This window comes from Pseudomonas sp. CBZ-4, from assembly GCF_000346755.1.
In the GTDB taxonomy this organism is placed as follows: domain Bacteria; phylum Pseudomonadota; class Gammaproteobacteria; order Pseudomonadales; family Pseudomonadaceae; genus Aquipseudomonas.
The window spans coordinates 13,475-35,331 of sequence record NZ_ANNV01000142.1 but is presented as its reverse complement, the minus strand read 5'-3'; the positions used below and the strand labels follow the sequence as shown (position 1 = coordinate 35,331).

Here is a 21,857-nt window from a genome sequence, read left to right as displayed (position 1 = left end):
ACTGATACACCGCTATCGCAGGCAAGCCAGCTCCCACATTTTTTACTGCATAAGGCTTAGAAGTCGCGTTTGTAGAAGATGTCCAACGAGCTGGCCACGCCACTCGCCACTTCCAGATACACCTTCTTGCTCAACAGATACCGCAGCGCAATCGTGCTCGCCGGTTCAAACACCCCCACCCCGTAACGCAGGCTGAGTTTCTCGGTGATCTTGCCGCTGGCCACCACTGCCGTGGTCGTGCCGCTGCCTTGGGTGTCGAGTTCAAAGTCCTGGATACCCAGGTTCTTCGCCAGGTCCGACGTGACCCCGGCGCTGCCCATCAAGCCCAGACCCAGTGCGGCTTGGGCGAGCATATTGTTGTCTTCGCCGGTGGTGGTCAGCGGACGCCCCAGCACCAGGTAGGACAACGCCTGCTCCTGGCTCATGGCCGGTTCGGAGAAGATTTGCGTGGTGGGTTGTTCGGCGCTGCCGCTCAGGCGGATACCGGCGATGATGTCGTCGGTCTTGCGGATCGCTTCGATGTCCAGGTACGGCTGGTCCAGGGGGCCGGCGAACAACAGGCGCGCGCGGCGTACGTCGAGCTTCTGGCCGTAGGCGCGGTAGCGGCCGTCGTTGAGCCACAGCTCGCCACGGGTGTCGAGGTTGTCGCCGATGTGCACATGGCCCTGCACCTTGGCGGTGAGGCCGAAGCCCGAGAAGTTGAGCTTGTCCTCGCCCACCACCACATCGATGTCCATGGCCATCGCCGGTTTGCCCTCTTCGGTCTGGCTGCCGACGATCACCGTGTCATCCGACACCTTCACGGTGGACGGTGGCAGCTCTCGCACGGTGATGTCGCCACGGGGGATCTGCACCTTGCCGGCGATGGCCAGCTTGTCGTCCTTGAGGCTGATCTTCAGGTCGGGCGCCACTTCCAGCACGGCATAGGGTTCCACCGTGACCGGCAGTTGCGCGCCTTGCAGGCTGAGGTCCACCGCCAAGGCGCGGCCCCAGTCGATCTGGCCCTTGAGACTGCCCTGCCCGGCCTTGCCGCTGCGCCAGCCACCGTTGAGCTGCACGCTCTCGCCGGCAATCAGCGCCTGCACGTTGAGGCCTTCGAGGCTGATGGGCAGTTCAGGCCCGGAGATCTCGCCGCCCACCAGGTTGATATTGCCGTTGACCAGCGGTGCCAGCAGGCCGCCGCTGATGCGCCCGTTGCCATTGAGCTTGCCGCTGAGGGTTTCCACCATCGGCACAAACGGCCGCGCCACGGCGAGGTCGAGGCCGACCAGGCTGAAATTGCCGGTCATCGGTTTGTTCTTCGGCAGCGGGTTGATCTGCGCCTGCACCATCAGCTCGCCGAGTTTGCCGCCACGGAAGTTCAGCTGGGTGTCGATGCGCTTGGGGTTGAGGGTGGTTTCCAGCTTCAGGGTGTCATACGGGAAATCCAGCCACTGGTCCTTGTCCTTGACGCGCAAGGTGCCGCCGCTGGCGTCCACTGCAACCACGCCTTTGGGGCCGCTGCTGGGCAGGTCCAGTTGCAGGTCGGCGTTGAGCTTGCCTTGCCATGCGAAGTCCTTGGGCAGAAACGCCGCCAGGCTGTCGATGGGGAATTGCTTGAGGTGGTAACGCAGCTTCGGCTCGGGCATCAGGCGCTGGTCTTCACCACACAGGCTGGCGGGGCCGGACACCCAGCAGTGCGCAGAGAACGTCAGCTTGCCGTCGGCCATGTAGTCGATTTTCGCCGGGGCTTGCAGCTTCCAGTCCTGGCCACCGGCTTGCACATCGCCACTGGCCAGGCGCCCGCGCCAGTTGCCTTTGTCGAGATTGCCGTCCAATGCCAGGGCGAGCTTGAGCAGCGGGCCGGCCAGGTCCAGTTGGACTTTCTGGTTCTTGATATCGCCCTGGGCGCTGGCGGTCAGGGTGCCGACCTGGGTGTCACCGGTTTGAATGCCGCTGCCCTTGAGGTCGATCTTCGCGCGCTGGGCGCTGTCCAGCGTGGCGTCGAGGTTCAGGCTTTGCAGGCGATTGTCGGCAAACGCCAGTTGCTGGCCCTTGAGGCCGAGCTTGCCTTGGGGCGCCTTGAGGCTGCCGGCGACGTCGAGACGGCCATTGATTTGCCCGCGCAACTGCGGCCACAGCTGGGCCAGGCGCGCCAGCTTGATATCGATCTGCCCGGCCAGGCGTTGTTGCAGGCTGCCACTGCCGTTGATGCGGTTGTCGCCCAGGCGGATGTCGAGGTTGGCCAGGGTCCATTGTTCGCCGGCACCTTCGGCCTTGGCCGCAAGCACAGCGGTTTGCCCGCGCAGGCGGCCCTTGAGGTCGAGGTCGGCGTTCAGCTTGAGTTGCTCGTTCTTCAATTCGCCCTTGCTGCGCAGCGGCCCGGCAAGGGTGCCGGGCAGTTCCGCGACCCAGTACGCCGGGTTCAGCGCCGACAGGTCCAGCGCGGTGTCCCAGGCGATGCCATCGGCGAACTGCACATTCAGGTGGCCTTCGGCCTTGCCCTGGCCGGCGGTGAGTTTCAGCTCGGGCAGGAAGATTTGCTTGAGGTCGCCACTGAACGGCGTGACCACGTTGAACTTGCCGGCCGGGCCGTCGAGATCGGCCTTGAGGTTGCCCAGGTAGTTGCCGTCTTTATAGGAAATCTCGCCATTGAAGGTACGCAACGCCACCTGCGGCTCGTCGATCAGCGGATACAGACGGTGCCAGGGAAAGTCCAGCCAAGCGATCTTGGCGTCGGCACTGAAGCCTTGCTGCCAATCCAATTGGGCCGTGAGCTTGAGGCTTTGTTTATCGCTTGCGGTCAGGTCCAGGCCGGCAATCTGCGCGCCCTTGGCATCGACCCGGCCTTGCAGCAGCAGGTCCACCGGACCTTTTTCCGCAGGCAGCACGGCCTTGCCCAGCAGTTGGTAACCGCTTTTCAGGTCGCCTTTGGCCGTGAGGTCCAGTTGATTGAGTTGCAGGGTGTCGGGCAGGTCGGCGCTGGCTTTGAAGCCATCGGCGGTGATGTGCAGTTCGGCCGGGAGGTTGTCCGCCAGGGGTTGCAGCTCGCCTTTGAGCTTGGCGGGCAGGTAGCCGTTGCTGTCGGCGTCGAGTTTGAGGGTCTTGAGCAGGTCGCCATCGACTTTCAACGCGACCGTCCACGGCGCGCCGCCTGGCGCGTAAGGCAGGCTCAGGTCACCGGTGGCGCTCAATGGCCAGTCGCCAGTAGGTTGCAGCAGGCCCGCCAGGTCCAGGACCAGATCGTCGCGTTGCAGGTGCACTGAATCGATCTGCATGCCGGCGGCGGTCCAGTGCGCGGCGAGTTGCAGGCCCTTGAGTTCTTCGCTGCCGTTGAACAGCAGGCTGCCGACGCGAACGTCGCCCAGCTGGATCGCCACCGGCAGTTTCAACTCGGGCAATTGGATCGGCCCGCTGCTCTCCTCGGTGCTGGGTGGAAATTGCAGGCTGACCTGCTCCACGTCCAGTTGGTTGACGCACAAGGTCATGCGCAACAGGCACGCGGGCGACCAATCCAATGTCGGTGCCTTCAGCTCGACGCGGCTGCTGTCCTGTTGCCACAGCAGGTGATCGGCGCTCCAGCGCCCACCCAAATGCCCCTGGAAATTCTCCACGCTCAAGCCCGACACACGGCCCAAGGCCCAGCGGCTGCCCGCCTGGGTGCCGAGTACCGCCCACAATGCCAGCACCAGCCCGGCGAGGATCGCCACCACGGCCAGCCCCGCTATTTTCACACCACGCATCACAACTCAGGCCCCATGGAAAAGTGCAATCGAACGCCGCCCGGATCTTCGAGGGCATGGGCCAGGTCGAGGCGGATCGGCCCCACCGGCGAAACCCAGCGGATACCGACGCCCACGCCGGTCTTCAAGCTGGGCATTTCCAGAGTGTTAAACGAGTTGCCCTGGTCGATGAACGTTGCGATCCGCCATTTCTCGGCGATGGAATATTGATACTCGGCGCTGAGGGCCACCATGTAGCGGCCACCAATGCGGTCACCCCGGTCGTTCTCGGGTGACAGGGTCTGGTACTCGTAGCCGCGCACGCTCTGGTCGCCACCGGCAAAGAAACGCAGCGACGGCGGCACCGATTTGTAGCCATTGGTGGCACTGCCGCCCACCTGGGCGCGGGCGAGGAAGCGGTGGTTGTCCCACAAGGTGGTCAGGCCTTTGACCATGGCCGTGCCGTAAAGCAGGTTGGTGTCGGAGCCGAGGCCCTCCTTGGCCACCTTGGAATCAAATTGCAGGCGGTAGCCGTTATGCGGGTCGATGCGGTTGTCGCTGCGCAGGTAGGAATAGCTGATGCCCGGCATCACCAGGTTACTGAGGCCGGAGTCGTTGCCCAGGCGATATTCTTCGCGTTGGTATTTGAGCGAGATCACCCGGGTCCAGCCGCTGGGCAACTTGCTGTGCCATTCGGGGCCGAGGGTGAGCAATTTGCTCAGGGTGTCGGTGTTGGCCAGTTCTTCGTTCTGGTAACCGCCGGCGAAACGCAATTTGTCGGTAAGCGGTGGGTCCAGCGGCACGTCGTACCACAGGCCGACGTTCTGGCGCGGCGCCGACAGTTCGGCCTCCCAGCCATAACTGTGGCCCTGCGGGTTGACCCAGTGCCGGGTCCAGTTGGCCTTGCCGCGCGGGCCGACGTCGGTCGAGTAGCCCAGGCCCAGGCCCATGGTGCGCGGCTTGCGGGTTTGCAGTTGCACGGCCACCGGGATCACATCGTTGGTTGAAGCGGCGGGCGCGGCGTCCACGCGCACGCCTTCGAAAAAACCGCTGGCTTGCAGGTTCTGGTTGAGTTCGGCGATCAGTTCGGAGTCGTAGGGCGCGCCACTTTTGAACGGCACCATGCGTTGCAGCAGTTCGTCATCAAACGGCGTGTCGCCCTTGAAGTTGACCTGGCCCAAGGTGTAGCGCGGGCCGCTGTCGTAGATCAGTTCGATATCGGCGACGCCCGCCTGCGGGTCCACCGCCAGCTTTTGGCTGGTAAAGCGCCCGCTGAAAAAGCCGTAGCGCGAGGCCTGGTTCTGGATCAGACGCTTGGCGTCTTCGTAATGGCCGTGGTTGAGCACGGCGCCGGATTTGAGGTCGTCGCTGGTGGGCACGCGAAACGCCTTGAGGTTGGCGGCCTGGCCGTCCACCCGAATGGTCACGTTGCGCAAATGCACCGGCTCGCCGGGGTCGATGGTGAGGATCAGGCGCGGGTTCTTGCCGCCCTTCACGTCACTGTCGATCTGTGGCTGATAGAAGCCCAGGGCCTGGGCCGCTTTGCGCGCCTGCTCCTCGGCGCCACGGCTGAACCGCAGCAACGCTTCTTCATCACGATCGCCCACCCCGCCGATATAGCCTTCGATGTTGGCTTTCAACGCGTCGTTTGAGGGTTTGATCCGCACGTCCAGTTCGCTTTGCGCCAAGGCGCCGCAGCTTGTGAACAGCAGAATCAAGCCGCTGGTACATCTTCCTGGAAACTTCATAGGCGGGGATGCTACACGAGCCGGGGAGATTCTTTGAACCCGGATTTATCTGAATAATTCTGGATCAAGGCGTTGCAGCATGTAACCGCTGTGGATTGGCGTGGAAAAACACATGCTCCAGGATCGGTCCTACGGCGACTTCACCGATCTCCTCGTAGCCCTGGCATTTATAGAATTCCAGATAGCGAGAATTCCCCGTGTCCAAGACCACGCCGGACGAATGCGGGTCTTCGGCACACCAGTTGTGCACCGCCTCCAGCAGTTGCTCACCGTAGTGTTTGCCCTGGAACTGCGGGTGAATGCCCAGCAGCGGCAGCATGTGCACCGCCTCACCGGGCAGGCACGCCAGCACCGCGTGATGGTAGTCCAGGTAACGCCGGGTACCACGCACGCCGGTGCTCAGCCACATGCGCAGTTGCCAGGCCCAGCTCTCGGTAATCCCCAGGCGGCGTTGCGGCGGCGCAATCAGGGCGATGCCGATCAGGCGGTCGTTGACGAACAGGCCAATGGCGGGAAGTTTCTGGAAGAAATGCTGCTTGACCAGTTCACGCACAGTGGCGCGCACACGTTGTTCATAACCTGGGCGTTCGGCCTCGAAGATGTAGGCGAACGTCGGCTCATGCCGATAGGCCTGATACAACAGGGAGCGGGCCTCGCGGGAATAGCCGCTGTTGAGCAGGCGGATTTCGGCGGTGGCAGTGGACGTGTCCGGCATACAGTTGATCTCCCTGGGCGCCACTGAAAAGGATGGCGTTCTTATGGGTACGAACCTACGCGACTCCAGTCGTTCCCAGACATTAGCAGTGCAAGTGCCCTACCGCCACGCTGGCCCCCGTCCGACTTGTCGGCTAGCATCGCCCTTTTGCCAAGACTGGACTGCCGACCATGAAAATCGTCTCCTTCAATATCAACGGGCTGCGCGCCCGCCCTCATCAGCTGGCGGCACTGATCGAGAAGCACCAACCGGACGTGATCGGCCTGCAAGAAACCAAGGTCCACGACGACCAGTTCCCCCTGGCCGAAGTGCAGGCCCTTGGCTATCACGTGTACTACCACGGGCAAAAAGGCCACTACGGCGTCGCCCTGCTCTCGCGCCAACCGGCGTTGAGCCTGCACAAGGGTTTCGCCAGCGATGAAGAAGACGCCCAGCGTCGCTTTATCTGGGGCACGTTCGCCGACGAAAACGGTAACCCGATCACCATCATGAACGGCTATTTCCCACAAGGTGAAAGCCGCGACCATCCGACCAAGTTCCCGGCGAAGAAGCGCTTCTACGAAGACCTGCAACAGTTGCTGGAAAGCCAGTTCAGCAATGACCAGCCGGTGGTGGTGATGGGCGATATCAACATCTCCCCGGAAGACATCGACATCGGCATCGGCGCCGACAACGCCAAGCGCTGGCTGAAAACCGGCAAGTGCAGCTTCCTGCCGGAAGAGCGCGAGTGGATGGCACGCCTGAAGAACTGGGGCCTGGTGGACAGCTTCCGCCACCTGAACCCGGACGTGGCCGACCGTTTCAGCTGGTTTGACTACCGCAGCCGTGGGTTTGAGGACGAGCCCAAGCGTGGGCTGCGGATTGACGTGATTTTGGCGTCCAATGGCTTGCTGCCACGGGTCAAGGATGCGGGGGTGGATTATGAATTGCGGGGGTTGGAAAAGCCGTCTGATCATGCGCCGATCTGGCTTGAGCTGAGCTGATCCCAGGTTCTACCCAATCAAAACTGTGGGAGCGGGCTTGCCCGCGATTGCAGTGGGTCAGTCACCAGATACTTGGCTGATACACCGCTATCGCGGGCAAGCCCGCTCCCACATTTTGATCTGCTGAGCATCAGTCATATTGCTGAAACCTTACTGACTTATTCTCGCGGCACTCCCTTTGGCTTGAGAAGGTGCCGGCATGAGGCTGCGCGTTCTGTTCCTGCTGGTCCTGTTTCCCCTGTCCGCCGTTGCTGCCTCCCTGCCCGTTCCCGATCAAGGCCCTGCATTGCGCATCCAGGGTTCCAACACCATTGGCGCGGCGCTCGGGCCGGCGCTGGTCAAGGGGCTGCTGGAGCATCAGGGTTTGCAGGCGGTACACAGCGAACCGGCACAAGGCGCCAACGAACAGCGCGTGGTCGGCAAGACGCGCCAGGGCAAGATCGTCAGCATCGAAGTCGCCGCCCATGGTTCCAGCACCGGTTTCACCGCGTTGAAAAAATCCTCTGCCGACCTGGCGGCGTCCTCCCGCCCGATCAAAGACAGTGAACTGGTAGACCTCGAACCCCTCGGCGATTTGAAAAGCCCTGAGGCCGAACAAGTGATCGCCATCGATGGCCTCGCCATCATCCTCAACCCGCAAAACCCGTTGACCACCCTGAACACCGAACAACTGGCGCAGATCTTCAATGGCGAGGTCAGCACCTGGGAAGCCCTGGGCGGTGCCGGCGGGGACATTCACTTATATGCGCGCGATGACCAATCCGGCACCTACGACACCTTCAAGGAACTGGTGCTACGCCTGCGCGGCAAACCGCTGGCGGCGACGGCCAAACGCTTCGAGTCCAGCGAAGCGTTGTCAGATGCGGTCAGCCAGGACCCGCAAGGCATTGGTTTTATCGGCCTGCCCTACGTGCGCCAGGCCAAGGCGGTGGCGATTGTCGACGGTGATTCGCAGCCGATGCTGCCGTTGAACAGCTTGATTGCCACCGAAGATTACCCGCTGTCGCGGCGGTTGTTTTTCTACCTGCCGCCGTCCAGCCACAACCCGTGGGCCAAGGCGCTGGTGGACTTTACCCAGAGCAGCAAGGGCCAGGCGATTGTCGCGGCCAGCGGGTTTATCGCGCAGCAGGTGCAGGCGATGGCGGTGGAACCACGTTCGTCGATGCCTGAGGACTACCAGGCCATCGCCCGCGAGGCCCAGCGTTTGACCGTGAATTTTCGCTTCGAAGAAGGCAGTGCCAGCCTCGACAACAAGGCCCGTCAGGATTTGCAACGGGTGGTGGCGTATCTGAAAGGCCACGACAAGCTCGATCGGCAGGTCACGTTGGTGGGGTTTGGCGATGCCAAGGATGACCCGCAGCGGGCGGCTTTGTTGTCGAAATTGCGCGGCATGGCGGTGCGGCGCGAGTTGGTCAAGAGCGGTGTGGTGCTGAGGGATATTCGCGGGTTTGGTGCGCAGATGCCGGTGGCGGCGAATACGGCGGATGAGGGCAGGATCAAGAATCGGCGGGTGGAGGTTTGGGTGTATTGAGGCTTGGGGGTTGGGTTGTGGCGACTGGCCTCATCGCGGGCAAGCCCGCTCCCACACTTTGATTTGTGAACACATTCAAAATGTGGGAGCGGGCTTGCCCGCGATGCAGGCGACGCGGTGTTACTGCCCGCTACGCATCAACTCCCGAGGCACATACTTGCCAATCTCAAACTTGCCAATCGCCGCCCGGTGTACTTCGTCCGGGCCATCGGCCAGGCGCAGGGTGCGTTGCATGGCGTACATGTAGGCCAGCGGGAAGTCGTTGGACACCCCGGCGCCGCCGTGGATCTGGATCGCGCGGTCGATCACCTTCAACGCCACGTTCGGCGCGACGACCTTGATCTGGGCGATTTCGCTTTTCGCCACTTTGTTGCCCACGGTGTCCATCATGTACGCCGCTTTCAGGGTCAGCAGGCGCGCCATGTCGATCTCCATGCGCGAGTCAGCGATCTTGTCGATATTGCCGCCCAGACGGGCCAGTGGCTTGCCGAACGCGGTACGGCTGACGGCGCGTTTGCACATCAGTTCCAGCGCACGTTCGGCCATGCCGATGGAGCGCATGCAGTGGTGGATACGGCCCGGGCCAAGGCGGCCCTGGGCGATTTCAAAGCCGCGGCCTTCGCCGAGCAGGACGTTTTCGTACGGTACACGGACGTTGTCGAAGAACACTTCGGCGTGGCCGTGCGGTGCGTCGTCGTAGCCGAATACTGGCAGCGGACGTACGATTTTTACCCCGGGGGTATCCACCGGCACCAGGATCATCGAGTGCTGCTGGTGGCGCGGTGCGTCGGGGTTGCTCAGGCCCATGAAGATCAGGATCTTGCAGCGCGGGTCGCAGGCGCCGGAGGTCCACCATTTCTTGCCGTTGATCACCCACTCGTCGCCCTGGCGCTCGGCGCGGGCGGCCATGTTGGTGGCGTCGGAGGACGCGACGTCCGGTTCGGTCATGGCGAACGCGGAACGGATCTCACCGCGCAGCAGCGGCTCAAGCCAGCGCTGTTTCTGCTCGGCGTTGGCGTAGCGCACCAGTACTTCCATGTTGCCAGTGTCGGGGGCGGAGCAGTTGAACGGCTCCGGGCCCAGCAGCGAGCGGCCCATGATTTCTGCCAATGGCGCGTATTCGAGGTTGGTCAGGCCGGCACCCAGCTCGGATTCCGGCAGGAACAGGTTCCACAGGCCTTCGGCTTTGGCCTTGGCCTTCAGCTCTTCCATGATCGCGGTGGGCTGCCAGCGGTCACCTTCATTGACCTGGCGTTCGAACACCGGCTCGGCCGGGTAGACGTATGTGTCCATAAACGCGGTGACGCGTTCACGCAGTTCCTGAACCTTGGGCGAATAGGCGAAATCCATGAGCAGCTCCCTTCTCTGAGAGGTTGTTTAGGTCATGCAATCGATGCTAGAACAGCGTTGATAATTTACCTAGCCTATTCTCGGCGTGTATTAACATTCATCACCGATATATGATCGGCCTATCGCCACCTAACAATAAGAGCGCATCGCACATGAATCTGAGCAAGGTCGACCTCAACCTGTTTATCGTCTTTGACGCGATCTACACCGAAGCCAACCTGACCCGCGCCGGGCAGATTGTCGGCATCACCCAGCCGGCGGTGTCCAACGCGTTGGCGCGGCTGCGCGAAACCTTCAACGACCCGCTGTTCGTGCGCACCGCCCAAGGCATGGTGCCTACGCCGATGGCGCAGAACATCATCGGCCCGGTGCGCAATGCGTTGTCGTTGCTGCGGGTGTCGGTGCAGGAAAGCCGCATCTTCAACCCGCAGCAGGCGGCGAAGACCTATCGCATCAGCATGACCGACCTCACGGAAGCGGTGATCTTGCCAGCGCTGTTCCAGCGCCTGCGCCGCCTGGCGCCGACGGTGGTGATCGAAAGTTTCCTGTCCAAGCGCCGTGAGACCACCAAGGAACTGGCCGCCGGGCGCCTGGACTTTGCCGTGGATGCGCCGCTCAACACCGACCCGCAGGTGCGCCACGTCAAGCTGATGGAAGACCGCTACGTGTGCGCCATGCGCAAGGGCCATCCGCTGGCGGGCAAGGACAAACTGACGCTGGATGATTACCTGGGGCTGACCCACATTCATATCTCCAGCCGCCGCAACGGCTTGGGCCATGTGGACCTGGCGCTGGGCAAGATGGGCCTGCAACGCAAGATCGCCCTGCGCTCCCAGCACTACCTGATGGCCTCGCAAGTGTTGCAGCAGACCGACATGGTAATGACCGTGCCCGAGCGTTTTGCCCGCCGCCATGAACTGCACTGGTTCAACCTGCCGGTCAACGACGTGCCGCCGGTGGAAACCCACCTGTACTGGCACGAAAGCACCGACCAGGACCCGGCGAACCGGTGGATGCGTGAGCAGATGATTGAGTTGTGCCAGCAGGTCACGGCGCATGAGAAGAAGTTGGATGGCAAGCAAGCTTGACCTGTGTGGGAGGGGGCTTGCCCCCGATGGGCTGCGCAGCAGCCCTTGACGTTAACGTCAACCTGACATTAGCTTAGCGCCCAAGACATCTTCTCGGGCACTAGCATGAGCACCACCTACAGCATCTCCGACCTCGCCCGCGAGCTCGACATCACCACCCGCGCCATTCGCTTCTACGAAGAACAAGGCCTGCTGGCCCCGGAGCGCCGGGGCCAGGAGCGCATCTACTCGGCGCGGGACAAGGTCAGCCTCAAGCTGATCCTGCGCGGCAAGCGCATCGGCTTTTCCCTGGCCGAATGCCGTGAGCTGATCGAACTCTACGATCCCACCAGCGGCAACCACATCCAACTCAACAGCATGCTCAGCAAAATCGCCGAACGCCGTGAGCAACTTGAGCAACAGTTGCTGGATATCGAACAGATGAAACTGGAACTGGACACCGCCGAAGAGCGCTGCACCCAGGCCCTGGCCCACACCATGAGCCAGGTTGGCCATTGATCAGAAGGTAGCTGCCATGTCTCTCCCCTCCCATGTGCGCCTGGTGGAAGTCGGCCCGCGCGACGGTTTGCAGAACGAAGCCCAGCCCATCAGCGTGGCCGACAAGGTCCAGTTGGTGGACGCCCTCAGTGCGGCCGGCTTGAGCTATATCGAAGTCGGCAGTTTTGTCTCGCCCAAATGGGTGCCACAGATGGCCGGGTCGGCCGAGGTGTTCGCGCAGATCCAGCGCAAGCCGGGGGTGACCTACGGCGCTCTGGCGCCGAACCTGCGCGGTTTTGAAGATGCGTTGGCTGCCGGGGTCAAGGAGGTCGCGGTGTTTGCGGCGGCGTCCGAGGCGTTTTCCCAGCGCAATATCAACTGCTCCATCAGCGAAAGCCTGGAACGCTTTGCGCCGATCATGGCAGCGGCGAAACAACAGGGGATCAGTGTGCGTGGGTATGTGTCCTGTGTACTGGGTTGCCCCTACGAAGGCCAGGTCGCCCCGGAGCAGGTGGCGGCGGTGGCGCGGGAGCTGTATGCCATGGGCTGCTATGAAGTGTCCCTGGGCGACACCATCGGCACCGGCACGGCGGGCGCGACACGGCGGCTGTTCGAGGTGGTCGGTGCGCAGGTGCCGCGGGACAAGCTCGCGGGGCACTTCCACGACACCTACGGCCAGGCCGTGGCGAATATCTACGCCAGCCTGCTGGAGGGGATCAACGTGTTCGACAGCTCTATCGCGGGTCTCGGCGGCTGCCCCTATGCCAAAGGCGCCAGCGGTAACGTCGCCACCGAAGATGTGCTGTACCTGCTCAATGGCCTGGGCATCGAGACCGGTATCGACCTGGAAGCATTGATCCGCGCGGGCGAGCAAATCAGCTGCGTGCTCGGTCGGCCGACAGGATCACGTGTGGCCAAGGCGCGTAACGCCGGTTGAGTAGCATAGCCGTGACAATGTGTTACCGCCCGCCTACACATCGAGTAACACGGGAACATATTTTGTCTCATTTGCCGTAGGCAATTACCTACACAAAAATCAAACCATTGATTTTAAAGGACTTTTAAAAGTTGGCACGGCTTCTGCTATCTCTATGGCATAACAAGAATAAAAAGCGCCAAACCTAATAAAAATAAGACGAAACGACTCTGACATAACAAAAACAACACGGCAGAGACGCAGCTAACAGATTTTTTTGGAGAAGATGTGCTTCGCAGGGAACGGCCATGCCGAAACCCGCGACCAGTAGAGAAAAATAAAACTACCTCAGGTAGCTACCCACTGGTTGGATCGCGTGCGAAGAAGCAGATCAGCGTTCAAAAAAATACGTTTGCTCTTGACCCCGGATGGGGGTCGCCAAAAACAGCGGTAAAGGGTAACGGTTGCCAAAAACAACAATAGACCGCCCCTCAATAATAAAAAAAGAGCACGCAACGACAAATTAAAGGGGACCTTAGGGTCCCCTTTGTGCTTTCTGCGATTGTCCTGGCACACTGCAATTCAATGTGGGAGCTGGCTTGCCTGCGATAGCAGTGTGTCAGTCACTGCATGTGTGGCGGATGTACCGCTATCGCAGGCAAGCCAGCTCCCACATAAACCTGAGGTGTTATTGAGAGTGGGTTTGCAATTCCTCGATCGAAATCTCGCGCATGCGGAATTTCTGGATCTTGCCCGTCACCGTCATCGGAAACTCCTCCACAAACTTGAAATGCCTGGGCGTCTTGAAGTGTGCAATGCGCCCCTTGCACCAGGTTTGCAGCTCCAGGGCATTGGCCACATGACCGGGGTGAAACTTGACCCAGGCCACAATCTCTTCGCCATAACGCTCGTCCGGAATGCCGATGACCTGCACATCCGCCACCGCCGGGTGGGTGAAGAAAAACTCTTCCAGCTCCCGCGGGTAAACGTTTTCGCCGCCGCGAATGATCATGTCCTTGTTGCGCCCGGCAATGCACACGTAGCCCTGCGCGTCCATGCTCGCCAGGTCGCCGGTGTGCATCCAGCCCGCTTCGTCGATGGCTTCGCGGGTGCCTTCGGGATTGTTCCAGTAGCCGAGCATCACGCTGTAGCCACGGGTACAGAGTTCGCCGATCTCGCCGCGGGCAACCGTGTTGCCGTCGACGTCGATGATCTTGTTTTCCAATTGTGGCTGGGTACGCCCGACCGTGGTGACGCGGCGCTCCAGGTCGTCATTGGCGCCGGTCTGCAACGACACCGGGCTGGTCTCGGTCATGCCGTAGGCAATCTGCACTTCGCCCATATGCAACTCGCTGATCACCCGGCGCATCACTTCGATGGGGCACGTGGCGCCGGCCATGATGCCGGTGCGCAGGCTGGCCAGGTCGAACTCGCCGCGGCGCGGGTGATCGAGCACGGCGATGAACATGGTGGGCACGCCGTAGAGGCCGGTGGCGCGTTCTTCGGCGACGGCGCTGAGGGTCAGCAGCGGGTCGAAGCCGTCGCTGGGGTAAATCATCGTGGTGCCATGGGTGATGCCGCCGAGGTTGCCCATCACCATGCCGAAGCAGTGATACAGCGGCACCGGGATCACCAGGCGATCCTGCGCGGTCAGGCCGAGGCTTTCGCCGACCATGTAACCGTTATTGAGAATGTTGTGGTGACTGAGGGTGGCGCCCTTGGGGAAACCGGTGGTGCCGGAGGTGTACTGGATATTGACGGGCTGATCGAAATGCAGGCTGGCCTGGCGGCTGTGCAGTTGCTCGGGCGGCACGCCAGCGCCGAGGGCCGCCAGTTGCGACCAGGGCATGAAGCCCGGCGGCGGGCTGGGGTCGAGGCTGATCAGGCCGCGCAAGTCGGGCTTCAACGCCTGCACCATCGCATGATAATCGGAGGTCTTGAACGCCCCGGCGCACACCAGCCACTGGCAACCGGACTGCTTGAGCACGTAGTCCAATTCACTGCTGCGATAGGCCGGGTTGATGTTGACCAGGATCACGCCCAGCTTGGCGCTGGCGATCTGGCTGATGCACCACTCGGCGCAGTTGGGGGCCCAGATGCCCAGGCGATCACCGGTCTGCATGCCCAGGGCAAGGAAGGCGCGGGCGTGCAGGTCAACGGTCTCGGCCAGTTGCCGCCAGGTGTAGCGACGTTGCTGATGGCGCACCACCAGGGCTTCGCCATCGGGGTATTGCGCCACGGTGTGATCGAACGCCTGGCCGATCGTCATGGCCAGCAAGGTCTTGTCCTGAGCGCCACGGCTGTAGCTCTGATTAGGTTGTTCCATAACGACCCCTGTTGTCTTTTTTGTAGGTTGACGTAAACGTAAACTACGATTGACAGCGCCGTAACGCAAGCTTACGTTAACGTAAAGGTGAGCGCCCTCCCCCGACGTTCAGCCCACACAAAAACAAAGCTCACATTAAGGTGCCTGTCCATGAGTTACCCGTCCCTGAACTTCGCCCTCGGCGAAACCATCGACATGCTGCGCGATCAGGTGCAGTCCTTTGTAGCCAAGGAAATCGCCCCCCGCGCCGCGCAAATCGACAGCGACAACCTGTTCCCCGCCGACCTGTGGCGCAAGTTCGGCGACATGGGCCTGCTCGGCATTACGGTGCCGGAAGAATACGGCGGCGCGGGCCTGGGTTACCTGGCCCACGTGGTGGCGATGGAAGAGATCAGCCGCGGTTCTGCCTCGGTGGCGTTGTCCTACGGCGCCCACTCCAACCTGTGTGTGAACCAGATCAACCGCAACGGCAACCACGCGCAAAAACTCAAGTACCTGCCGCAGCTCCTCAGCGGCGAACACGTCGGTGCGCTGGCCATGAGCGAACCGAATGCCGGTTCCGACGTGGTCTCGATGAAACTGCGCGCCGACAAACGCGGCGACCACTACGTGCTCAACGGCAGCAAGACCTGGATCACCAACGGCCCCGACGCCAGCACCTACGTGATCTACGCCAAGACCGACCTGGAAAAGGGCGCCCACGGCATCACCGCGTTTATCGTCGAACGGGACTGGCAAGGCTTCAGCCGCAGCAGCAAGTTCGACAAGCTGGGCATGCGCGGCTCCAACACGTGCGAGCTGTTTTTCGATGACGTCGAAGTGCCGGAAGAAAACATCCTCGGCGTGCTCAACGGCGGCGTGAAAGTGCTGATGAGCGGCCTGGACTACGAACGCGTGGTCCTTTCCGGCGGCCCCACCGGGATCATGCAAGCGTGCATGGACCTGATCGTCCCCTACATCCACGACCGCAAGCAGTTCGGCCAAAGCATCGGCGAATTCCAGCTGATCCAGGGCAAGGTCGCCGACATGTACACCCAACTCAACGCCAGCCGCGCCTACCTCTACGCGGTGGCCCAGGCGTGCGAGCGCGGCGAGACCACGCGCAAGGACGCCGCTGGCGTGATCCTCTACAGCGCCGAACGCGCCACGCAAATGGCCCTCGACGCGATCCAGATCCTCGGCGGCAATGGCTACATCAATGAATTCCCCGCCGGCCGCCTGCTGCGTGACGCCAAGCTGTATGAAATCGGCGCCGGCACCAGTGAGATTCGCCGGATGCTGATCGGTCGCGAACTCTTCAACGAAACCCGCTGAGGGAGCGCGCCATGGCCACCTTGCATACCCAGCTCAACCCCCGCTCTGCGGAGTTTGCCGCCAACAGCGCGGCGATGCGCCAGCAGGTCGATGCCCTGCACACCTTGCTCGCCCACGTGCAACAAGGCGGCGGCGCGAAAGCCCAGGAGCGCCACACCTCACGCGGCAAACTGCTGCCCCGTGAGCGCATCAACCGCCTGCTCGACCCGGGCTCGCCGTTCCTCGAACTGAGCCAGCTCGCCGCCCATCAGGTGTATGGCGAAGACGTGCCCGCCGCCGGGGTGATTGCCGGGATCGGCCGCGTGGAGGGCGTTGAATGCATGATCGTCGCCAACGACGCCACGGTGAAAGGCGGTTCCTACTACCCGCTCACCGTGAAAAAACACCTGCGCGCCCAGACCATCGCCGAACAGAACCGCCTGCCGTGCATCTACCTGGTGGATTCCGGTGGCGCCAACCTGCCGCGCCAGGACGAGGTGTTCCCCGACCGCGAGCACTTTGGGCGGATCTTCTTCAACCAGGCCAACATGAGCGCCCAGGGCATCCCGCAGATCGCCGTGGTGATGGGCTCGTGCACCGCCGGCGGCGCCTATGTGCCGGCCATGGCCGACGAAGCGATCATGGTGCGCCAGCAAGCCACCATCTTCCTCGCCGGCCCGCCGCTGGTGAAGGCCGCCACGGGCGAAGTGGTCAGCGCCGAAGACCTTGGCGGTGCCGATGTGCACTGCAAGATCTCCGGCGTCGCCGACCACTATGCCGACAGCGACGAACACGCCTTGGCCTTGGCGCGGCGCAGCGTGGCCAACCTCAACTGGCGCAAGCAGGGCCAGTTGCTGCAACGCACGCCCGTGGCGCCGTTGTACAGCGGCGAAGAGTTGTACGGCGTGATCCCGGCCGATGCCAAGCAACCGTTCGACGTGCGCGAAGTGATCGCGCGTCTCGTCGACGGTTCGGTGTTCGATGAGTTCAAGGCGCTGTTCGGCACCACCCTGGTGTGCGGTTTTGCGCACCTGCACGGCTACCCGATGGCGATCCTCGCCAACAACGGCATCCTGTTCGCCGAAGCCGCGCAAAAAGGTGCGCACTTTATCGAGCTGGCGTGCCAGCGCGGCATTCCCCTGCTGTTTTTGCAGAACATCACCGGCTTCATGGTCGGGCAGAAATACGAAGCCGGCGGCATCGCCAAGCACGGCGCCAAACTGGTCACAGCCGTGGCCTGCGCCAAGGTGCCGAAGTTCACGGTGATCATCGGCGGCAGCTTTGGTGCCGGTAACTACGGCATGTGCGGCCGCGCCTATGACCCACGGTTCCTGTGGATGTGGCCAAATGCGCGCATCGGCGTGATGGGCGCCGAACAGGCCGCTGGCGTGCTGGTGCAGGTCAAGCGCGAGCAGGCCGAACGCGCAGGCGTTGGGTTCAGTGCCGAGGAAGAAGCCGCGATCAAGCAGCCGATCCTCGACCAATACGAAACCCAGGGCCACCCCTACTACTCCAGCGCGCGCCTGTGGGACGACGGGGTCATCGACCCGTTGCAAACCCGTGACGTGCTGGCCCTGGCCCTGTCTGCCGCGTTGAATGCCCCCATCGAGCCGAGCCGCTTCGGCGTGTTCCGCATGTAAATGGAGCTGTACCCCATGAGCGATTTCAACACCCTCGAACTGATCACCGACAGCCGTGGCTTTGCCACGCTGTGGCTCAGTCGCGAAGCCAAGAACAACGCATTCAATGCCGAGATGATCCGCGAACTGATCATCGCCCTCGACCAGGTGCAGGGCGATCCCTCCCTGCGCTTTCTCGTGTTGCGCGGTCGCGGCAAGCATTTCAGCGCCGGCGCCGACCTGGCCTGGATGCAGCAGTCGGCCGAGCTGGATTACCACACCAACCTGGACGACGCCCGCGAACTGGCGGAGCTGATGTACAACCTGGCCAAGCTGAAAATTCCTACCCTGGCGGTGGTGCAAGGCGCGGCCTACGGTGGCGCGCTGGGCTTGATCAGTTGCTGCGACATGGCGATCGGCGCCGATGATGCGCAGTTCTGCCTGTCGGAAGTGCGCATTGGTCTGGCCCCGGCGGTGATCAGCCCGTTCGTGGTGCAGGCCATCGGCGAACGCGCCGCGCGGCGTTATACCTTGACCGCTGAGCGTTTCGGCGGCCAGCGGGCGCGGGAGATCGGTTTGTTGGCGGAGAGTTATCCAATCAGCGAGTTGGATCTGCAGGTCGAGTTGTGGGTCGCCAACCTGTTGCAAAACAGCCCGGCCGCGATGCGTTCCAGCAAGGATCTGTTGCGCGAAGTCGGTAACGGCGCCCTCACACCGGCGTTGCGTCGCTATTGCGAAAATGCCATCGCCCGGATTCGCGTCAGCGCCGAAGGCCAGGAAGGCCTGCGGGCGTTCCTGCAAAAACGTGCGCCGAGCTGGCAGTCCCAGGAGCCGCGTTCATGAGCACACTGACCACCGTACTGGTGGCCAATCGCGGTGAAATTGCCTGCCGGGTGATGCGCACCGCCAAGGCCATGGGCCTGACCACCGTGGCCGTGCACAGCGCCACCGACCGCGATGCACGCCACAGCCGCGAAGCCGATATCCGCGTTGACCTGGGCGGCAGCAAGGCCACCGAGAGTTACCTGCAAATCGATAAACTGATCGCCGCCGCCCACGCCAGCGGCGCCCAGGCGATTCATCCAGGCTACGGTTTCCTGTCGGAAAACGCCGGGTTCGCCCGTGCAATTGAAGCCGCCGGTTTGATCTTCCTCGGCCCGCCCGCCTCGGCCATTGACGCCATGGGCAGCAAATCCGCAGCCAAGGCGCTGATGGAAACCGCCGGCGTGCCGTTGGTGCCGGGTTATCACGGTGAAGCCCAGGACCTGGAAACATTCCGCGACGCTTGCGAGCGCATCGGTTATCCGGTGTTGCTCAAGGCCACGGCGGGCGGCGGCGGCAAGGGCATGAAGGTGGTCGAGGAGGTCAGCCAGCTGGCCGAGGCCCTCGCCTCTGCCCAGCGTGAGGCGCTGTCGTCCTTCGGCAACGGGCAGATGTTGGTGGAGAAATACCTGCTCAAGCCGCGCCATGTGGAAATCCAGGTGTTTGCAGACCAGCACGGCCACTGCCTGTACCTCAACGAGCGCGACTGCTCGATTCAGCGCCGCCACCAAAAGGTCGTCGAAGAAGCACCGGCGCCGGGCTTGAGCGTTGAACAGCGCAAGGCCATGGGCGAAGCCGCCGTGCGCGCGGCCCAGGCCATTGGTTATGTCGGCGCTGGCACGGTGGAATTCTTGCTGGATGCGCGCGGTGAATTCTTCTTTATGGAGATGAACACGCGCCTGCAGGTGGAGCATCCGGTGACCGAGGCGATTACCGGCCTCGACCTGGTGGCCTGGCAGATCCGCGTCGCCCAGGGCGAGGCGTTGCCCATCACCCAAGCGCAGGTGCCGCTGATCGGCCATGCGATTGAAGTGCGCTTGTATGCGGAAGACCCGACCAATGATTTCTTGCCGGCGACCGGGCACCTGGCGCTGTACCGCGAATCGGCGGCGGGCCCTGGGCGTCGGGTGGACAGCGGCGTCGCCCAAGGCGATAGCGTGTCGCCCTTCTACGACCCGATGCTCGGCAAGCTGATTGCCTGGGGCGAAGACCGTGAACAAGCCCGCCTGCGTTTGCTGAGCATGCTCGACGAGTTTGCCGTCGGCGGGCTCAAGACCAACCTGGGCTTTCTGCGGCGCATCATCGGCCATCCTGCGTTTGCGGCGGCTGAATTGGATACGGGGTTTATCCCGCGTTATCAGGATGAACTGCTGCCGGTGCCGGGCGCGTTGAGCGATGGGTTCTGGCAGGCGGCCGCCGCGGCCTTTATGCAGAGTTTGCCGGTGGGCGATGGGCCTTGGGCCGACACCCGTGGCTTTCGCGCCGGGCTGCCGGCCGAGGTGTCCGTGCATTTGAGCTGCAATGGCCAGGACCGGCTGGTGACGCTGGCGGAAGACACGCCGCAGTTGCGCGGCGAACAGCTGTGGGTAGAGCAACAGGGCCTGCGCCGTGGCCACCTGGCGGTACGCAGCGGCGATACGGTGTATCTGCGCTGGGACGGCGAGGTGCACGCGGTCAGCCTGTTCGACCCGATTGCAGCGGTCGACGCCAACCAGTCGCACCAGGGTGGCCTCACGGCACCGATGAACGGCAGCATCGTGCGGGTGCTGGTGGAGGTCGGCCAAACCGTGGAGGCCGGTACGCAACTGGTGGTGCTGGAGGCCATGAAGATGGAGCACAGCATTCGTGCGCCCCAGGCGGGCGTGGTCAAGGCACTGTTCTGCCAGGAAGGCGAAATGGTTGCCGAAGGTTGCGCGCTGGTGGAGCTCGAAACAGCGGGCTAGAACTTCGCCGTGGCCTGCACCACCACGCCGAGGATGCGGCAATCGTCGGTGAGCAGCTGTTTCGGGTAAGTCGGGTTGAGCGGCACCAGGTACAGCTGGCCGCTCTCTTTCAGCAACTGGCGGAAGGTCGCCTGTGGGCTGTCGGCCCATTGGGCAACCACCAGCTTGCCCGGTTCGGCGGTGATGGCCGGGTCCACCAGGATCAGCATGCCCGCGCTGATGCTCAGGCCGCTGGGCGCGGTCATGGCATCGCCCGTGACCGGCAGCCAGAACGCTTCGCCTCGGGCGTGGTAATCCGTCAGCTCGAAGCGTGGCGCGCCATAGGTGGCACGCTCTTCACGGGTTTCGTACAGGCCGCTCCAATCACTGACCGGGTAGCGGAAATACGGGTTGTAGTGGCTCGTCGGGCCGGGCTCCTCGGCGGACCGTTCGCGAATCTGCAACGAAACCTCCAGGTAGCCCAGGCCCAACTCCGCCAACACCCGGTTCATATCCGCGACGCTCGGCACACGACGTTTTGCCAGCCAGTGGCCGACGCCGCCCTGGGTCATGCCCAAGCGCTCGGCCAGCTCGGTTTGCGTGACCTTGGGGTGTTTCATGCTGGCTTTCACCAGCGCTATCCATTTATCCATGGGGCCTGACAATACGTGAGGCATTTTCCCGGGCAATAAACAGTTTGTAGTAATCCATAAAACGACATAAATACGATACGTACTATGATCGGACATAAGGTTTTCGACACCCACCCGGAGTACCGCCCCTTATGACCACAAGCCTCCATCCCCAGCCCGAAGTAGCCGAAACTGCCGATATCCTCGACATGCGCAGCAGTGGCGCCGCCCAGCGCGCGCTGGACTATTACTTGAAGGAAGAGGTGTCGCTATCAGCGACGGACGACACCTTCTTCAGCATAAAACCCGGCATCAGCCAGGAAGAAGCGCTGGTGCACGCATCGGACCTGTTGCGCAGTGCCGCAGCCACCGCCTATGAATCAGCGAGCAGCCACCAAGGCAACAACCGCGACCTGGCGTTTTCAGTGGTGTATTTGATTGATATGGCGAAGGCGATGGTGGAGCGATCGTTGCGCGCGCCAGAAACACAGGCAACCGTTTAACAGGCGCAAAGGAAAAATATTTCTATCTCGACGATAAAAACATTTGACTTGCAAATGATAATGATTATTATTGGACCCAGCTGATCGCGAGATCAGTCGATAGACCAAGGGACCTTAGGTCGGACTCTTGGAATATCTCCTCATCAGGCTAATCACGGTTTTTGACCCGGCTCTTTGGCCGGGTCTTTTTTTTGCCAGTTTCCCTGGCATGGCTTCAGGCTAATGAAGACT

The 21,857-nt window shown here is 62.3% G+C and carries 16 protein-coding genes; 10 read left to right on the top strand and 6 right to left on the bottom strand.

What is annotated here, in order from left to right; translation table 11 throughout:
* Nucleotides 1-56: 56 nt before the first annotated feature.
* From B348_RS0119315 to B348_RS0119305, 3 genes are all read right to left on the bottom strand, one after another.
* A complete protein-coding gene (locus B348_RS0119315) occupies nucleotides 57-3,722 on the bottom strand; it encodes a translocation/assembly module TamB domain-containing protein (protein WP_017737723.1) in 3,666 nt (1,221 codons plus the stop codon).
* Nucleotides 3,722-5,449, bottom strand: coding sequence for an autotransporter assembly complex family protein (locus tag B348_RS0119310; protein WP_026136909.1), 1,728 nt, complete (start codon nucleotides 5,447-5,449; stop codon nucleotides 3,722-3,724). Before B348_RS0119310 ends, B348_RS0119315 begins: the two co-directional genes overlap by 1 nt.
* A 64-nt stretch (nucleotides 5,450-5,513) precedes the next feature.
* Nucleotides 5,514-6,164, bottom strand: a complete 651-nt coding sequence (locus B348_RS0119305; protein ID WP_017737721.1) for an N-acetyltransferase — start codon at nucleotides 6,162-6,164, stop codon at nucleotides 5,514-5,516.
* Between the two features lie 170 nt (nucleotides 6,165-6,334).
* Between B348_RS0119305 and xthA the strand changes: the two genes are divergently transcribed.
* Complete coding sequence (xthA, locus tag B348_RS0119300) at nucleotides 6,335-7,147, top strand: exodeoxyribonuclease III (RefSeq protein WP_017737720.1); 813 nt, start codon at nucleotides 6,335-6,337, stop codon at nucleotides 7,145-7,147.
* 199 nt (nucleotides 7,148-7,346) lie between these two features.
* Entirely contained in the window at nucleotides 7,347-8,678 is a 1,332-nt protein-coding gene (locus tag B348_RS0119295; protein WP_017737719.1) for a substrate-binding domain-containing protein, read from the top strand.
* Nucleotides 8,679-8,798: 120 nt separating this feature from the next.
* Here B348_RS0119295 and B348_RS0119290 read toward each other — a convergent pair whose 3' ends face one another.
* The gene (locus B348_RS0119290; protein ID WP_017737718.1) at nucleotides 8,799-10,028 is read right to left on the bottom strand and encodes an acyl-CoA dehydrogenase; all 1,230 of its coding nucleotides are present in this window, start codon (nucleotides 10,026-10,028) and stop codon (nucleotides 8,799-8,801) included.
* Between the two features lie 152 nt (nucleotides 10,029-10,180).
* Between B348_RS0119290 and B348_RS0119285 the strand changes: the two genes are divergently transcribed.
* The 3 genes from B348_RS0119285 to B348_RS0119275 all read left to right on the top strand — a co-directional run bounded on the left by B348_RS0119285 (nucleotide 10,181) and on the right by B348_RS0119275 (nucleotide 12,530).
* Entirely contained in the window at nucleotides 10,181-11,116 is a 936-nt protein-coding gene (locus B348_RS0119285) for a LysR family transcriptional regulator (RefSeq protein ID WP_017737717.1), read from the top strand.
* Between the two features lie 105 nt (nucleotides 11,117-11,221).
* Nucleotides 11,222-11,614: a MerR family DNA-binding transcriptional regulator gene (locus tag B348_RS0119280; protein ID WP_017737716.1), complete on the top strand. Its 393-nt coding sequence runs from the start codon at nucleotides 11,222-11,224 to the stop codon at nucleotides 11,612-11,614.
* Between the two features lie 16 nt (nucleotides 11,615-11,630).
* Entirely contained in the window at nucleotides 11,631-12,530 is a 900-nt protein-coding gene (locus B348_RS0119275) for a hydroxymethylglutaryl-CoA lyase (RefSeq protein ID WP_026136908.1), read from the top strand.
* A gap of 667 nt (nucleotides 12,531-13,197) precedes the next feature.
* Here B348_RS0119275 and B348_RS0119270 read toward each other — a convergent pair.
* The gene (locus B348_RS0119270) at nucleotides 13,198-14,835 is read right to left on the bottom strand and encodes an AMP-binding protein (RefSeq protein WP_017737714.1); all 1,638 of its coding nucleotides are present in this window, start codon (nucleotides 14,833-14,835) and stop codon (nucleotides 13,198-13,200) included.
* Between the two features lie 150 nt (nucleotides 14,836-14,985).
* On the opposite strand from B348_RS0119270, the gene B348_RS0119265 reads away from it, so the two are divergent.
* The 4 genes from B348_RS0119265 to B348_RS0119250 are packed head-to-tail and all read left to right on the top strand — an operon-like array spanning nucleotide 14,986 to nucleotide 20,512.
* Nucleotides 14,986-16,149 (top strand): isovaleryl-CoA dehydrogenase, encoded by a 1,164-nt coding sequence (locus tag B348_RS0119265; protein WP_017737713.1) that lies wholly within the window; start codon nucleotides 14,986-14,988, stop codon nucleotides 16,147-16,149.
* 11 nt (nucleotides 16,150-16,160) lie between these two features.
* The gene (locus B348_RS0119260; RefSeq protein WP_017737712.1) at nucleotides 16,161-17,768 is read left to right on the top strand and encodes a carboxyl transferase domain-containing protein; all 1,608 of its coding nucleotides are present in this window, start codon (nucleotides 16,161-16,163) and stop codon (nucleotides 17,766-17,768) included.
* Between the two features lie 15 nt (nucleotides 17,769-17,783).
* Nucleotides 17,784-18,590, top strand: a complete 807-nt coding sequence (locus B348_RS0119255; protein WP_017737711.1) for a gamma-carboxygeranoyl-CoA hydratase — start codon at nucleotides 17,784-17,786, stop codon at nucleotides 18,588-18,590.
* Complete coding sequence (locus B348_RS0119250; protein ID WP_017737710.1) at nucleotides 18,587-20,512, top strand: acetyl/propionyl/methylcrotonyl-CoA carboxylase subunit alpha; 1,926 nt, start codon at nucleotides 18,587-18,589, stop codon at nucleotides 20,510-20,512. The genes B348_RS0119255 and B348_RS0119250 overlap by 4 nt, the downstream gene beginning before the upstream one ends.
* On the opposite strand, the gene B348_RS0119245 is transcribed toward B348_RS0119250, so the two are convergent.
* Complete coding sequence (locus B348_RS0119245; RefSeq protein WP_026136907.1) at nucleotides 20,509-21,144, bottom strand: LexA family transcriptional regulator; 636 nt, start codon at nucleotides 21,142-21,144, stop codon at nucleotides 20,509-20,511. The two genes, B348_RS0119250 and B348_RS0119245, sit on opposite strands and share 4 nt — an antisense overlap.
* 131 nt (nucleotides 21,145-21,275) lie before the next feature.
* Between B348_RS0119245 and B348_RS0119240 the strand changes: the two genes are divergently transcribed.
* Nucleotides 21,276-21,626, top strand: coding sequence for a DUF6124 family protein (locus B348_RS0119240; RefSeq protein ID WP_017737708.1), 351 nt, complete (start codon nucleotides 21,276-21,278; stop codon nucleotides 21,624-21,626).
* Nucleotides 21,627-21,857: the final 231 nt, after the last annotated feature.